The sequence below is a fragment of the Radiobacillus deserti genome (genome assembly GCF_007301515.1).
Lineage (GTDB): Bacteria > Bacillota > Bacilli > Bacillales > Amphibacillaceae > Radiobacillus > Radiobacillus deserti.
Genome location: NZ_CP041666.1, coordinates 1593125 through 1609193, shown reverse-complemented (window position 1 = coordinate 1609193; position 16069 = coordinate 1593125). Strand labels below are relative to the sequence as shown.

The 16069-nt window shown below is 38.6% G+C and carries 16 protein-coding genes and 1 pseudogene; all 17 read right to left on the bottom strand.

The features are described 5' to 3' along the window. Positions 1 to 66: 66 nt before the first annotated feature. Entirely contained in the window at positions 67 to 1770 is a 1704-nt protein-coding gene (locus FN924_RS08515) for a proline--tRNA ligase (protein WP_143893564.1), read from the bottom strand. A gap of 14 nt (positions 1771 to 1784) precedes the next feature. After that, complete coding sequence (gene rseP / locus FN924_RS08510) at positions 1785 to 3047, bottom strand: RIP metalloprotease RseP (protein WP_143893562.1); 1263 nt, start codon at positions 3045 to 3047, stop codon at positions 1785 to 1787. A gap of 67 nt (positions 3048 to 3114) precedes the next feature. Next, positions 3115 to 4257, bottom strand: coding sequence for a 1-deoxy-D-xylulose-5-phosphate reductoisomerase (gene dxr, locus FN924_RS08505; RefSeq protein WP_143893560.1), 1143 nt, complete (start codon positions 4255 to 4257; stop codon positions 3115 to 3117). Positions 4258 to 4284: 27 nt separating this feature from the next. Next, positions 4285 to 5086 (bottom strand): annotated as a pseudogene (locus FN924_RS08500) (phosphatidate cytidylyltransferase). A gap of 14 nt (positions 5087 to 5100) precedes the next feature. After that, entirely contained in the window at positions 5101 to 5877 is a 777-nt protein-coding gene (locus FN924_RS08495; protein ID WP_143893558.1) for an undecaprenyl pyrophosphate synthase, read from the bottom strand. Between the two features lie 204 nt (positions 5878 to 6081). Beyond that, positions 6082 to 6639, bottom strand: coding sequence for a ribosome recycling factor (frr, locus tag FN924_RS08490; RefSeq protein ID WP_143893556.1), 558 nt, complete (start codon positions 6637 to 6639; stop codon positions 6082 to 6084). A 2-nt stretch (positions 6640 to 6641) separates the two neighbouring features. After that, the gene (pyrH, locus tag FN924_RS08485; RefSeq protein ID WP_143893554.1) at positions 6642 to 7364 is read right to left on the bottom strand and encodes a UMP kinase; all 723 of its coding nucleotides are present in this window, start codon (positions 7362 to 7364) and stop codon (positions 6642 to 6644) included. Positions 7365 to 7554: 190 nt separating this feature from the next. After that, the gene (tsf, locus tag FN924_RS08480) at positions 7555 to 8439 is read right to left on the bottom strand and encodes a translation elongation factor Ts (protein WP_143893553.1); all 885 of its coding nucleotides are present in this window, start codon (positions 8437 to 8439) and stop codon (positions 7555 to 7557) included. Between the two features lie 142 nt (positions 8440 to 8581). Then, positions 8582 to 9325 (bottom strand): 30S ribosomal protein S2, encoded by a 744-nt coding sequence (gene rpsB, locus FN924_RS08475; RefSeq protein ID WP_143893551.1) that lies wholly within the window; start codon positions 9323 to 9325, stop codon positions 8582 to 8584. 168 nt (positions 9326 to 9493) lie between these two features. Then, positions 9494 to 10006 (bottom strand): hypothetical protein, encoded by a 513-nt coding sequence (locus FN924_RS08470; protein WP_143893549.1) that lies wholly within the window; start codon positions 10004 to 10006, stop codon positions 9494 to 9496. An 11-nt stretch (positions 10007 to 10017) separates the two neighbouring features. Continuing rightward, on the bottom strand, positions 10018 to 10317 hold the full coding sequence (locus FN924_RS08465) for a hypothetical protein (RefSeq protein ID WP_143893547.1): 300 nt from the start codon (positions 10315 to 10317) through the stop codon (positions 10018 to 10020). 188 nt (positions 10318 to 10505) lie between these two features. Continuing rightward, entirely contained in the window at positions 10506 to 11276 is a 771-nt protein-coding gene (locus FN924_RS08460) for a FliA/WhiG family RNA polymerase sigma factor (RefSeq protein WP_143893545.1), read from the bottom strand. A 56-nt stretch (positions 11277 to 11332) separates the two neighbouring features. After that, positions 11333 to 11830 (bottom strand): chemotaxis protein CheD, encoded by a 498-nt coding sequence (locus tag FN924_RS08455; protein ID WP_143893543.1) that lies wholly within the window; start codon positions 11828 to 11830, stop codon positions 11333 to 11335. Beyond that, positions 11830 to 12459 carry a chemotaxis protein CheC gene (locus FN924_RS08450; RefSeq protein WP_143893541.1) on the bottom strand — a complete coding sequence of 210 codons (630 nt, stop codon included), beginning with the start codon at positions 12457 to 12459 and terminating at the stop codon, positions 11830 to 11832. The genes FN924_RS08455 and FN924_RS08450 overlap by 1 nt, the downstream gene beginning before the upstream one ends. Positions 12460 to 12463: 4 nt before the next feature. Further along, entirely contained in the window at positions 12464 to 12934 is a 471-nt protein-coding gene (locus FN924_RS08445) for a chemotaxis protein CheW (RefSeq protein ID WP_143893539.1), read from the bottom strand. Between the two features lie 27 nt (positions 12935 to 12961). Beyond that, a complete protein-coding gene (locus tag FN924_RS08440; protein ID WP_143893537.1) occupies positions 12962 to 14992 on the bottom strand; it encodes a chemotaxis protein CheA in 2031 nt (676 codons plus the stop codon). A gap of 1 nt (position 14993) precedes the next feature. Continuing rightward, on the bottom strand, positions 14994 to 16067 hold the full coding sequence (locus FN924_RS08435) for a protein-glutamate methylesterase/protein-glutamine glutaminase (protein ID WP_143893535.1): 1074 nt from the start codon (positions 16065 to 16067) through the stop codon (positions 14994 to 14996). Positions 16068 to 16069 lie beyond the last annotated feature (2 nt).

Genomic DNA, 16069 nt, shown 5'->3' with positions numbered 1-16069 from the left:
ATTTTACTACTTGTTAAAATGCTTGTCATCAATATTCGACAAAGGAATCGTTGCGAAATCGAAAATTTATTTTCCAATAAAAGAAGTGAACTTGTCGCGTAGTTGTTCAATAGTAAGCTCTTCTTTTTCGTCATCAGAACGTTGCTTAAATTCTACAATTCCATCTGCCGCTCGTTTCCCCACTGTGATACGATTAGGAATACCAATCAAATCACTATCTGCAAATTTCACTCCTGCACGCTCTTTCCGATCGTCATATAATACTTCCACTCCTGCTTGGATGAGTTCTTCATAGAGTTGATCTCCTAGACTAGCTTGTTCCTCATTCTTACTATTAAGAACGAGAAGATGAACTTGATACGGAGCTACTGCCGTCGGCCACACCATTCCATTATCATCATGGAACTGTTCAACAATCGCCGCAACAGTTCTTGAAACCCCAATTCCATAGCAACCCATAACCATCGGATTCGCTTTTCCTTGATCATTTAAGAAGGTTGCATTCATCCGTTCAGCATACAAAGTACCGAGCTTAAATACATGACCTACTTCAATTCCTTTTGCAAATTGAATCGTGCCTTTTCCATCTGGAGATGGATCACCTTCTTGAATAAATCGAAGATCTGCATATTCCTTCACTTGAAAATCTCTACCAGGGTTTACATTTATGTAGTGATACCCATCTTTGTTACCACCACAAGAAACGTTACGGACGAACTCTACCGCTGTATCTGCGATGACATCCACTTTATTGTCAACACCTACTGGTCCAAGGGAACCAAAACCTGCCCCTAGTAGTTGACGAGTTTCTTCCTCGGATGCTAATTCCACAATACTCGCATTATAAAGATTTTTAAGCTTGATATCATTCACTTCATGATCACCACGAGTAACGACTAATACAAGTTGATCATCTACTTTAAACATAATTGCCTTTAAGCCTTGATCAAGTCCATGGCCTAGATAATCTGCCACTTCTTGCATTGTTTTCTTACCAGGTGTTTCAACAAGTTCCATGTCTTTTTGAGCTACTTCCGGAACGGAGTACGTTGTAACGACTGGTGCCATTTCAATGTTAGCAGCATACTCAGATTGATCGGAGTATGCTATGATATCTTCTCCAACCTCGGAGAGTACCATAAACTCATGTGTATCCTTTCCACCCATTGATCCTGAATCCGCGATTACTGCACGGAAATTTAAACCACATCTAGAAAAAATTCGTTTGTATGCTTCATACATGTGTTTGTAGGTTTCATCTAAGCTGTCAAATGAATCATGGAAGGAATAAGCATCCTTCATGACAAATTCGCGTCCGCGAAGCAAGCCAAATCTCGGTCTTTTTTCATCACGGAATTTGGTTTGGATTTGGTACAAAGATAAAGGTAAGCGTTTATAGCTTTTAACTTCATCACGAATAATACTTGTAACGACTTCCTCATGTGTCGCACCTAGTGCAAATTCACGCTCATGGCGATCATGCATCCGCATAAGCTCTGGACCGAAATTGTTCCAACGCCCCGTTTCTTTCCAAAGCTCCGCAGGTTGCATAGCCGGCATGAGCATCTCATTTGCCCCAATACGATCCATTTCTTCTCTAACAATGTCTTCTACCTTCTTTAACACTCGCTTTCCCAAAGGTAAGAAACTGTATATACCCGAAGCTGTTTGTCTAATAAACCCTGCTCTTAAAAGCAGTTGATGGCTTTTTATATCGGCATCCGCTGGTACTTCTTTTAATGTTGGTATTAAGCTTTGTGATTGTCTCAATGATTTCACCTCGTTTAGCCTTGAAAAAAGATTCGTTGTATATCATTCCATGTAACAACTAGCATAAGTAAGATTAAAAGCGCAAATCCGATAAAGTGGACGATTCCTTCTTTTTGAGGGTCCATTGGTTTTCCTCTTACCGCTTCTATCCCGATAAATAAAAGTCTTCCTCCATCAAGAGCTGGTAGTGGAAGTAAGTTAATAATTCCTAGGTTGACACTTAATGCTGCAGTCCACATTAAGAAGTTCATGAACCCAGTTTGTATCACTTTATCTGTTGTATCATATATGCCTACCGGACCTGATAATGCTTCAATGGAAAACTGTCCAGTTATTAATTTCGTAACGTTTGTTAGGATAAGTTTAGACCATTCATAGGTCTGTTCTACACTGTATGGGATGGATTTTAAAACAGATCTTTCCAAAGCCACTTGGATCCCAATTTGTCCAATTTCTTTGTCCTGTCCTTTAACAGCTGCTGGAACGACCTCTACATCCACTTGTTCTCCATTTCGATTAACGGTCATGGTTAGCTCTTCCTCAGGGCTAGCCTGAACAATGGATTGGAATTCTTCCCAGGACCCAATTGCATTCCCATCGATTTGGAGTACTTCATCCCCAGGCTGAAAACCAGCTTCTTCTGCAGGGCTGTCCTGTTGAACATTTCCGATGATTGCTTCTTCTGTCGGAATCCCCTGTGCAAAGCCAAGAATAAAAAAGATGACAATCGATAAAAGAAAGTTCATCAATGGACCAGCAAATAACTGCATAAAGCGCTGACCTTTCGTCTTAGATGCAAATTGACGATTGTAAGGAGCGATTTGTGTTTCTTGCTCGTCCATAATATAGAATGCTTTTTCATCAACTTCAAAAACCAGACGTTCCTCTTCATCGATGTCAAATCCCTCTATTATTAAACGGTGATCTAAGTCCGCCTTATCTACTTCGACAACTCGTGCTTGTGGGTGCTTCGATTTGTTATTAATAATTATTTTGTTGACTTTTCCATCTGCATTAAATTCTAACCCAACATGCTGCCCAGGTTTGAGGTCAATGATTTCAGGGTCTTCTCCTGCTACACGTACATAACCTCCAGCAGGTATTAAACGTATCGTATATAATGTTTCATTTTTTACAAACGAGAAAACTTTTGGTCCAAAACCAATGGCAAATTCTCTCACAAGCATGCCAGCTCGTTTTGCAAAATAATAGTGCCCAAACTCGTGTACAAACACAAGCAAGCCAAACATTAAAATAAATGCGATGATGGTATTCAAAAGTTAGCACCTTCCTTTTCCACTGTTAACGGTTAATGGGAGTTATGTCTCATGCACTCTCTTTATTCTATACATTTTCTCTAATTTGCGCTCTCGTTTCAACGTCAACCGCCAAAATCGTCTCCAGATCTGGATGATGAATAACTTGATGACGTTGTAAAGCTTTTTCAATCAATCGTTCAATATCTAGAAATGATATTTTGTTCTGCAAGAACAACGCAACGGCAACTTCATTCGCTGCATTTAATACAGTTGTCATCGTTCCTCCAACTTTTCCAGCTTCATATGCCATCTTTAAGCACGGAAACCGTTCAAAGCTCATTTCCTGAAAATGTAGCTTGCCCATTTCGATTAAATCTAAAGATTTTGGACTAGGTAGCCGTTGTCTAGAAGGGTACGTTAGGGCATATTGAATGGGACCCCTCATATCTGGTGTACCAAGCTGAGCAATAACACTGTTATCCTTAAATTCTACCATTGAATGAATGACACTCTCTTTATGGAGAATTACATCAATATCCTCGTAAGGCGTATCAAATAACCAATGGGCTTCAATGACCTCTAACCCTTTATTCATCATAGTAGCAGAGTCAATTGTTATCTTTGCTCCCATACTCCAATTTGGATGCTTGAGCGCATCTTCAACCGTTACGTTTGTAAGCTGCTCTCTCGTTAAATCCCGGAAGCTTCCTCCCGATCCGGTTAGAATAAGCTTATGAACATCGCTTTTCCTTTCCCCATTTAAAGCCTGAAATATAGCAGAATGTTCGCTATCGACTGGTAGTAACGAAACATCATGATGTTTTGCCTCTTCCATTACGAGATGACCTGCAGTTACTAAGGTTTCCTTATTAGCAAATGCAATTTGCTTTTCCGCACGAATGGCAGCTAGCGTGGCTTCTAATCCAACACTTCCTAAAACGGCATTCACGACCACGTCTACTTCTGCATCCGCACTTACTTCCACCATACCAGTACTACCAACAACCACTTCTGCACTCGTTCCTTCTTGCAAAAGAGCTTGTTTCGTTTCAAGGTCCTGTACTACTACTCGTTTAGGAGAGAACTCTTTAATCAATGGAATGGCGACATCCACATTCCGCCCAAATGCCATTGTATATACTTGAAATAATTCTGGGTGAGCTCGGACAACGTCAAACGTTTGTAAGCCAACCGATCCAGTTGCACCGAGGATAGCAATCTTCTTCATGTGACACTCTCCTATATCTATTCCATCTTATGATAAAAACGGAATAAAATGCTGAATAAAATGTAACAACGGAAAAACAAAAATCCAACTATCGAAACGATCTAATATTCCACCGTGACCTGGTAATATATTACCGGAATCTTTCACATTATAATAACGCTTAAACGCAGACTCAACAAGGTCCCCAATTTGCCCCACGACAGAAGCTAAAATCGTGACAAATAGTAAAACGATAACCGATGATAAAATCGGAACAAAAATTTGAAAAATTAAAGCCACTGCACAGGCGAGAACAATTCCGCCAATAGCACCTTCAATGGTCTTATTCGGACTAATTTCCGGCCAAAGCTTTCGTTTTCCAAATGCTCGACCAAAAAAATATGCTCCCGTATCTGTAGCAAGAATAACTAGAATGGCATAAAAAACGATAGATAAATCCTTGCTAGCTTCCATAAAATAATAGAAGCCCAGGCCTACATAGACCGCAGACAATACTAAGAATCCAGCATCCTCAAATGTGAATTTGGTTTTCACAAGAACTGTATACCCTAACAATAACAAACACAAAAAACAACATAAACTCCGATTTATTAAAAGGATTCTCGCTCATACGCTCAATAAACGAATCAGGTATTAATAATACCCACAATAAAGCGATTGAGATGATAGAAGGAATCGGGTAACTTGTCGTTTTTCTCATTTTTAGTAATTCGAGCAATCCTATCGTTGCAAGGATGTAAATAAGAACCTGAAACGGCCACTTCCCATAAATAACAATAGGAAAGAATAATAGAATTGCGATTACTGCTGTTATAATGCGTTGTTTCATGCTTCTTTCATCCCTTATATTCCTCCATATCTTCTCTTTCTATTTTGAAAGTCTTGGAGGGCTTGTTTTAGTAATTCTTCATCGAAATCCGGCCAATATTTCTCTGTAAACCAGAATTCTGTGTATGCGGACTGCCATAACAAGAAGTTACTTAATCTCTGTTCACCACTAGTTCGAATTAATAAGTCCGGATCAGGCAAGCCATCTGTATAAAGGTAAGAACTATATAAATCCTCATTAATATCTTCAAGCGCAAGTTCTGAATCTTGAACACCTTGTACGATAGAGTGTATGGCTCGCAAAATTTCATGGCGACTCCCATAGTTTAAAGCAATATTTAGGATTAGACCATTATTATCCTTTGTCCGATCTTTTGCTTCTTGGACAGCTTTTTTGGTATGTGTCGGTAAACCTTCAAAATCTCCAATTGTACGAACTTGAACGTTTTCTTCCACTAATTCTGGTAAATATGTATTTAAAAATTCCATTGGAAGCTTCATAATAAACTCTACTTCGGTCTTTGGACGACTCCAATTCTCTGTTGAGAATGCATACAGCGTTAAAATTTTTATCCCATGTTTGGAAGAAGCCGCAACAATCTTCCGTACCGTAGACATTCCTTCTTTATGACCAGCAATTCGAGGTAACCCTCTCTCTTTTGCCCATCTACCATTCCCATCCATAATGATGGCGACATGCTGCGGAATTGTATGAAGATTCGGTTCTAAACTATCTTCTCGTTGTTCAGTGGCTCTCTTTGTTTTTTTTACAAATGGAAGCTTAATTTGCATATCTTGATCCTCCAGTTTTTTCGAAAAGGCTTTAAATGTTTTACGTATTGCACATCTTCTGTAAGTATATACCTTTTCTATTCTATCATAAAGAGACACTTTTACATTCTAGGCTGTCATCTTCCATTGTAACCTAACTACATAGACCATATAACGGAAAAACCCTCTTTCCTCAAGAGGGTTTCTCATGCATTAGGACAATGTTTACACTTCCATGATTTCTTTTTCTTTTTGCTTCACCAGTTCATCAATTTCATCAATGTGATGATCGGTTTCCTTCTGAACATCATCTTGGTAACCTCTTAGGTCATCCTCTGTTAAGTCTCCGTTTTTCTCCGCCTTTTTTAAAGAATCATTGGAATCACGGCGGATATTACGGATTTGCACTTTCGCTTCTTCTGCATATTTGCCGACTACTTTCACTAGTTCTTTTCTACGTTCTTCTGTTAGTGGCGGAATATTAATACGAATAATATTCCCATCACTAGAAGGAGAAAGACCTAAATCTGCTTTTTGAATTGCTTTTTCAATCTCCGCAATGGAAGACTTATCAAATGGTGTAATGACTAACAACCTAGCTTCTGGAGTAGATATTGTAGCCAATTGATTCAAAGGAGTGGAAGCACCATAATAATCTACATAAACACTATCTAATAAAGAAGGATTAGCTCGACCAGCTCTTACAGTTGCTAGTTGCTTAGAAAATGCTTGCACAGCCTGTTTCATCTTTTGTTTTGTTTCATTAATCACTGCATCTGACATGTTTATTTCCCCCTTATAATCGTTCCTATTTTATCACCTAACACTGCTCGTTTAATATTCCCTTCTTCTGTTATGGAAAACACCAATAATGGAATATTGTTATCCATACATAAGGATGAAGCAGTGGAGTCCATAACGGCTAAACCTTCATTCAAAATTTCTAAATAGGACAATTCATCATATTTTTTGGCGTCCTTCACAAGCTTTGGATCTGCTGTGTACACTCCATCCACATTATTCTTAGCCATCAATATAACTTCTGCTTCAATTTCTGCAGCACGTAAAGCTGCTGTTGTATCTGTAGAGAAATATGGGTTTCCTGTTCCAGCTGCAAATATGACAACCCTTTTCTTTTCCAAATGTCGGATTGCTTTTCTTCTAATATAAGGCTCTGCAACTTGTCGCATTTCAATAGAGGTTTGCACTCGAGTTGGTATGCCTAAGTTCTCTAAACTATCTTGAAGCGCTAATGAGTTCATGATGGTTGCAAGCATGCCCATATAATCTGCATTGGCACGATCCATCCCCATTTCACTTCCTACTTTTCCACGCCATATGTTTCCGCCGCCTACGACAACGGCCACTTCTACCCCTAGTTCAGCCACTTCTTTTACTTGAGCAGCAATGGATTGAATGACTTTCGGTTCAATTCCGTATCCTTGTTCCCCACTCAATGCCTCTCCACTTAATTTTAACACAATCCTACGGTAGCGAGCTGTTGTCATATTAACCTCCATTAATCTATGTATTGAACGAAGCTTATTTAATAATCCTGTTACTTTAAAAGGCAAGTTGTTGTTCGATAATGCAAATACATCTTATCTCCATACTTTACCCTTCTTTACTGACAGGATCTAGTTCTCTGATACGGGAAAATAGGGAACACACTGTGTCCCCTACTTGATTGGTTTAAACTTATCTCTTAACCTGGCTCATTACTTCTTCGGCAAAGTTATCCTCACGTTTTTCCATACCTTCGCCTACTTGATAGCGAACAAATCCTTTTACAGAAGCACCTTTATCAGAAACATATTTTTTTACTTTTTGGTCAGGGTCTTTAACAAAGCTTTGTTCTAGCAAGCAAATTTCTTCGAAGAATTTACCAAGACGGCCTTCTACCATTTTTTCAACGATATTCGCCGGCTTTCCTTCATTTAGTGCTTGTGTTTTTAATACTTCACGTTCTGCATTTACTTCTTCTTCAGAAACTTCATCACGAGATACATAACGTGGGTTCACAGCTGCAATATGCATCGCAACATCTTTCGCTAATCCTTCGTCTGTCGTACCTTCAAGAAGAGTTAGAACACCAATGTTTCCACCCATGTGGATGTACGCACCAAATGCATCATTATCTCCTTTTTCAACAATAGAGAAACGACGTAGGGAAATTTTCTCTCCGATTTTTGCAATGGCAGAATTAATATATGTTTCTACCACTTCACCATTACCATTTAAGGGCTGTTGAAGTGCTTCTTCAACAGAAGCTGGTTTTTGGCTAAGTAAATGTGCACCTAGTTCTTTAAGCAAGTTTTGGAATTGATCATTTTTTGTAACGAAGTCTGTTTCACAGTTCACTTCCATTAGAACAGCATAATTTCCGTCTACTTCAATATGTGCAGAACCTTCTGCAGCAATACGGTCTGATTTTTTAGCAGCTTTTGCGATCCCTTTTTCACGTAGGTAATCAATCGCTTTTTCGATGTCACCTTCTGTTTCTTGTAGTGCTTTTTTACAATCCATCATTCCAGCACCAGTTTTTTCACGAAGTTCTTTTACCATTTGTGCAGTAATAGCCATTGTATATCCTCCTTATGTAAAATAATGTTCTTTTTTGCAACACAGACATGAATCTACATTCGTTTTTAGTATGCACGGATTTGCCTTGGTCATTTCAAAAAAAGGTGATAAAAGGTTCCCCTTCTATCACCTCAAACCTTTCTTACTCTTGTGCTGTTTCTACTTCTTTAGCAACCTCTTCAGTGGCAGCTTCTTCTGTCACTTCACCTTGCTTAGCTTCTAGAATCGCATCTGCCATTTTACCTGTTAGAAGTTTTACAGCACGTATTGCATCATCGTTTGCTGGAATTACATAATCAATTTCGTCTGGATCACAGTTAGTGTCGACGATACCTACGATAGGAATGTTTAATTTATGTGCTTCTGCAACAGCAATACGTTCTTTACGTGGGTCTACAATGAATAAAGCATCAGGAAGCTTTTTCATTTCTTTAATTCCGCCTAAGAATTTAACAAGACGTTCTTTTTCTTTAAGAAGTCCTACAACTTCTTTTTTCGGAAGAACATCAAATGTTCCATCCTCTTCCATACGTTCAATTTCTATCAAACGGTTAATACGTTTACGGATGGTTTGGAAGTTTGTCAATGTACCACCTAACCAACGTTGGTTAACGAAGTACATACCAGAACGAATCGCTTCTTCTTTAACAGATTCTTGTGCTTGTTTTTTTGTACCAACAAAAAGAATAGTACCGCCATCTGCAGCAACATCTTTAATGTATTGGTATGCTTCATCAACCTTTTTCACTGTTTTTTGAAGGTCGATGATATAAATGCCGTTACGTTCCGTAAAGATGTATTTTTTCATCTTAGGGTTCCAACGACGAGTTTGGTGACCAAAATGTACACCAGCTTCAAGTAATTGCTTCATTGAAATAACTGCCATGAATTATTTCCTCCTAATATGGTTTTTTTGATCCTCCGTTCCCTTCATTATGGTCAAGGACTATCCTTTTGACTAGCACCACTCAACCACTACCAAGAACGTGTGTATTTAACACCAAAAATAAATATATCATATCGAATTCGAGCAATCAAGCAAAATAACGAGTTTTTACGATTTAAATTTTAACATGAGATCCACTTCTGTCTTCCCACAATCTAATTGCTTCGCAATTTCTTCCACGGAAAACCCTTGATCATGTAATTGATACACCTTAGATTGAAGGGATTGTTCAACCGTATCTTCTACTGGAAGCTCTGTAGGAGGGGCATATTCCTTTCTCTTTTCTGGTTCTATAGCTGGTATGTTTTTTATATGCCCTTTTTTTGGTGACTCGTCTTTTACTGCTTGCTTTTTTATAGATGCAGGCTCTATTTCAGAGATAATGGAAGAAGGTCGTGTTTGTTCATGAATTCTAGTTTGGTTCATAGCTTGCTCTAGTTTTTCGTTTTCCAGCTTAATTTCTTCTAGATAAGTTGCAAATAAATCTTCCATCTCGGAAACTCTTTGATTATAGTTTGATTCAGTTTGTGAGAGCTTATTAACCTTATTAAGTAGCAATCGTATTGCTATAAAGGATAAAACATGAAGGAACAAGCTCATCATGACTAATAATGTTAACATACTAATCCTTTCTACCCATTGAAATCAATTCTTCTCCCTAAGTAAGGGTGATCCACAGCGGGAGTTTGTTCCTCCATATGGTGTTCACTGTTTTCTTCCTTCGTATGAGAATGGGATTGGTTCTTTAGATTCACCTTGTCTTTTTGTTCAAAATCATTTACTTTTTTTCTCTTCATTTCTTCCGCGACCGATTGGCTTTGAGCAAGTGATTCTTGTAAGACTTGGTTTCGTTGTTGCATCTGCTCCTGCATTTTGCCAACATCTTGCGTACGTGGTAAAGCAACTTGTAATTCAACCGATTTCCAACTCACGGCTTTCACCCCAATGAACATTTATACGATTGAAAATTAGCATACTCTATATGTAGGGATTATAATGTTATCTAATTCTTCATCGATATGTTTATTATACGCTACAAAGAACCAAAAATCCTGCTACGACCATTTGTACATACAGAAAAAAAGGAGCTTTTGTGCTTCCTTAGCTCCTTTCGACCTTACTAAGATATATTAGCAAGCACTTGTTTCAATTTCACAATAGACTTGCGGTGAATCTGTGAAATCCTTGAAGTAGTTAATCCTAGTACTTGTCCAATTTCCGTAAAGGTTAATTCCTCTTTATAGAATAAGCTAATTACTAATTGCTCATTCTCATTTAACTTGTTGATTCCCTTCTCCAGTTCGGTGTAACTTTCTTGTTGTAGAATATTTTGTTCTGGAGTGGTAGTGGATTCATCTGGTACTGAATATCCAATTCCTTCTCTATGTTCTTTACGAAGATCCTTTGGTTTATCATCCATCGATAATACATTCGCAAATAAGGAGTCTTTAATGGTTTCTTCGACTTCCTTTTCTGTAATACCAAGCTCCTTCGCAATTTCCTCAGAACTTGGCTTTCGTTGTAATTGTTGCTCCAATTGATTGGATACGCGCTCTAGCTGCTTTGTTTTTTCACGAACGGATCGCGGCAACCAATCTTCTTTTCTAAGACCATCAATTATGGCGCCACGTACTCGAAAGGATGCATACGTATCAAATTTGAGATCTCGTTTAGGGTCAAACTTTGTGAGTGCGTCGTACAGGCCAACTAATCCCAAACTTTTAATATCATCCCTGCTTACACTACTAGGTAAATGGACACCAATCCGTTGGACGTGATAGCTCACAATATAGCTATATTTTTGTATAAGTTGATTAGCCGCATCACTATCCTGATCCGTTATCCAGCTCTGCCATAATTGCTCATCTTGAGGAGCATTGGAATTGGACATGAAAGAATCCTCCTCACCTTATTACTAACGGTACTTCCTTACTCATATATAATTGGTTAGATTTCCTTTTCTCCCATATTAACCGTTCTGACTTTTAATATTCCGGTGTCTGGGAAAAATTCAATCGTTCTTCCACTATTGCCTCCGACATCTTCAGCAATGATTGGAATACGATGATGACTTAATCGTTGTTTGACAGCTTCAATATTCCGATGGCCCACTCGCAATAAATCATTTGATGTAGAAAACGAAAACATCTGTGCCCCTCCAGCGATTTTCGCTTTTAAAGCATATGCTCTTGCACCATCGTGTAATAGACTGTCGATAAGCAAATCAATTGCCGTATCTGCATACTTCATTTCATTTAAGTCATCTCGTTTAGATAGGTGTGAATCTGGTAGCATGACATGGGACATTCCAGCAATTCGTTGAGAATGGTCGAATACAACCACACCGACACAAGAACCTAAACCGGAAGTTCTTAATATCTCTGGTGCTCGTGTGATTTTCAAATCCGCAATGCCTACCTTCACAACATTACTAGTCATACTCATTAATCTTCCACACCTAAAGCTTTGAAGATTTTACGGAATGACTCGGGGTCCGGTAACAAAAAGAAGTGTCCATTCACACTACTTTTTTCCCCGTCTTCGGATATGGTTGTATCGATAATAATGGCATAATCACTTTCCACGGAAAGCTCCATTAACCCTTCAGACAAAATCGCGCCAGCCATATCCATATTTAAAGATGGTACAGAAGGTTGCATATTGATTTTTGTAAAGTCAGATAATGCAGATAAATAGGATCCAGAAAGAATGTTTCCTACTTCGTGTAAAGCAGATAAGCCGAGTTCATCAATAGGATATTCCTCAAAGGAAAATTTCTTCAGACCTGTTACCTGTCGAACAAACTGTTCTGCTTCATCTGGTGCAAGTACAAAAAACATACTTCCAGGTGCTTCTCCTTGAATGCGGAGGAATACAGATACAATTAATTTATCCGGTCCACCTACTAAATCCATCACTTCATCAAAGCTGACAACTTTAACAGAAGGAGTAGTCATATCCACTTTACGTTGTAACAATTTCGACAATGCCGTTGCCGCATTACCAGAACCAATGTTCCCTATTTCTTTCAAAATATCTAGCTGATAACTCGATAAATTTTCTAAAAACGACATGTTGTTATCCTTCTATCGATTTTAATTGTTCAATCTCATCCGTAGCTAATACTTTCTCCATATCGAGCAATATTAATAGACGAGAGTCGATTTTTGCTACTCCCTCAATGTAATCCACATTTACGGTACCTATTACTTCAGGTGTTGGCTCGACTTGTTCCGTCGGGATGTCAATTACATCATAAGCAGCATCTACAATTAATCCTACTTCTAACTCATTCATATAGACGATGATAATTCTTGTACTGTCAGTAAACTCTGCTGCATCCATTTCAAATCGTTTACGTAAATCGATAATTGGAGTAATTACTCCACGAAGGTTGATAACACCCTTCACGAATTCCGCAGTTTGTGGAACTCTTGTAATATGTTGCATTCTTTCAATAGATCCTACTTGTTGAACCGGGATTGCATACTCTTCATCTTGCAATTGAAATACGATAGATTTGAATTCTTGCTGGATTTGCTCACTCATTCTCTTTTCCTCCTCATCCAATTGGGCTTACTTCACTAATGCATTACTATCAATAATTAACGCAACTTGTCCATCTCCAAGAATTGTAGCACCAGAAATAGCAAATACGTCAGATAAATATTCACCAAGGGATTTTAGCACAACCTCTTGCTGACCGATGAAGCTATCTACAATCAGACCAGCCATTTTTTCTCCCTTACGAACAATTACAATAGAATAATAATCGTCTTGTTTAAGCTGTTCTGGTACTTGGAAAACGTGCTCCAATGGAATTAGTGGAACCACTTTTCCTCTGAAGTCTATGACACTCTTCTTATGGGCTTGCATTATATCATCTTTGTGAACAACAACTGTCTCGATAATCGAGGATAATGGTACTGCATATTTTTCTTTTTGCACTTCCACTAAGAGTACGGAAATGATAGATAATGTTAACGGTAACTGGATAGAAAATACAGACCCTTTATCTTGTTCAGACTCGATCGTAATTGTACCACCTAATGACTCAATGGTATTTTTCACAACGTCTAGTCCTACTCCTCGACCAGATACATCCGAGATCTTGTCAGCTGTGGAGAACCCACTTGCCATGATTAGCTCAAATACTTGTTGGTCCGTTAATGAACTTGCTTGTTCTTCTTTAATAATACCGTTTGATATTGCTTTATTAATAACTTTTTCCTTATTAATACCCGCACCATCATCCGTAATTTCGATAAATACATGATTTCCACTATGATAAGCCTTTAGCGTTAAGGATCCCTCAGCAGGCTTTCCTTTTGCAGTACGTGTTTCTGGCGTTTCAACACCATGATCTAGGGAATTTCGAATTAAGTGTACAAGCGGATCCCCGATTTCATCAATTACTGTACGATCTAATTCGGTTTCCGCACCAATAATCTCAAGGTTGATTTGTTTCCCTAAATCTTTAGCAAGTTGACGAACCATTCTCGGGAATCGATTGAATACTTGATCAATCGGTACCATTCTCATATTTAAAATGATATTTTGTAGATCGCCAGAGATTCTCGACATTCTTTCAACTGTTTCTTGCAGTTCGTTATGTTTTAGATTCAAGGAGATTTGTTCTAAGCGACCTCGGTCAATAACAAGCTCTTCGAATAAATTCATTAGGGCATCCAAGCGATCAATGTTTACACGAATCGTTTTATTCCCTATTTTGACATTTCCCGACTCCTTTGCACTTGAAGATGCATTATTAGTTGCACTTTCATTGGAAGTAGGTGTGCCATTTGTTGATGAAGTTTGTGGTGCTTGTTGCTTCGCGCTAATATCAGCAAGGGAGAATGGTTGAACCAATACTTCCTCAATTTCAGATACTTTTAATACCTTTTGTCGAAGAACTTCCGCGTCCGTTTTTGACACTAATAGAACAGAAAAGCTTTGTTCAAAATTCTCTTCTTCCAAATCTTGAACTAACGGATTGGATTTAATAACTTCCCCTTCTTGTTCAAGAATCTCAAATACCATATATACTCTGGCGGCTTTTAACATACAATCTTCACGGAGACTGACGTTAAGTTCGAAAATGTTAAAGTTCTTTTCTTCTGATTCCTTCAGTACAGCTAGTTCAAATTCATCTAAGGAAGAAGAAAGTTCGGAACCTGATTGCGTAGAGGATGGAACTACTTCCTTTTGGGTAGAAGATGCGTTGCTGATATCTTCCCCAGCTTCGATTGCTTGAAGCTTTGTCACTACTGTTTCCACGTTTCGTTTACCTTCTCCTCCAGAAGCAATATCCATAACCATCTCTTCTAAATGATCAACCGCTTCAAAGACCACATCCAGCATTTCGGAACTAACTTTGAGTTGATTATTTCGAACCGCATCCAAAACGTTTTCCAGCTTATGCGTCAGATTTGCAAGGTCTTGGTATCCCATGGTTGCTGACATTCCTTTTAATGTATGGGCAGAACGGAAAATCTCGTTTACCATACCAATGTCCGTTGGATTTTTCTCTAAAACTAAAAGATTATCATTTAATGCTTGGATGTGTTCTTTACTTTCTTCGATAAAAACCTCGAGGTATTCATTCATATCACTGGTTCCTCCTCATTACTTTCTCTATTAGTTGAACTAAACTAGGACTTATTGCATCTACATCCTCAACATAATCCACTAAATTCGTCTTGAAAGCCGCTTGTGGCATTCCATAGACGACAGAAGTCTTTGCTGATTCAGCTATCGAAATAGATGAAGGATGTTTTTGCTTAATGAGCTTCAAGCCATTTGAGCCATCTGCTCCCATTCCTGTCATAATGACGGAAATGATTTTATATGTGTTCTGCTCTGCCAAGGATTCAAATAGCGTATCAACCGAAGGACGGTGACCGCTTCTAGGTTCGTCCTGAGCAAGATGAGCAGCTAACGTCGAGCCAATTTTTCTAACGCGTAAATGGAAGCCTCCTGGCGCTATGTATGCTACTCCATTTTCTAAGCGCTCTCCATTCTGAGCTTCTTTTACTTGTATATCAGATAACGTATTAAGTCTATCCGCCAATGACTTTGTAAAGCCTGGTGGCATATGTTGGACTACAACAATCGGAGCTGGAAAATCTTTAGGCAACTGTGTCAGTACTCTTTGCAAAGCTCTAGGTCCACCCGTTGATGTTCCAATTCCTACAATGACCTTATGATGCGTACCGATAGGATGTGGGCGAATGGTTATTTCCACTCTCTTCGGATTTTCTTTCGGTATAACGGGATTCACATTCGCACTTGCTGCCGCAAACACCTTAGACTGAATTTCTTGTTCTATTTTTTGTATATCCAATGAAATAGATCCAGATGGTTTTTGGATAAAATCAACTGCCCCTAAAGAAATAGCTTGCAACGTTTTATCCGCACCTTTAGATGTTAGGCTGGACAGCATCACAACTGGAATTGGAAAGTCTGTCATTATTTTCTTTAAGGTAGAAATTCCGTCCATAATAGGCATTTCAACATCTAGCGTTATGACATCTGGTTTTAATAGATGAATTTTCGCCAATGCCTCTTGCCCATTCGGTGCAATCCCTACCACATTAATCCGGGAATCTGCATTTAGAATATTGGAAATCATTTTCCTCATAAATGCAGAATCATCCACCACCAATACTTTTATAGTCTCCATCA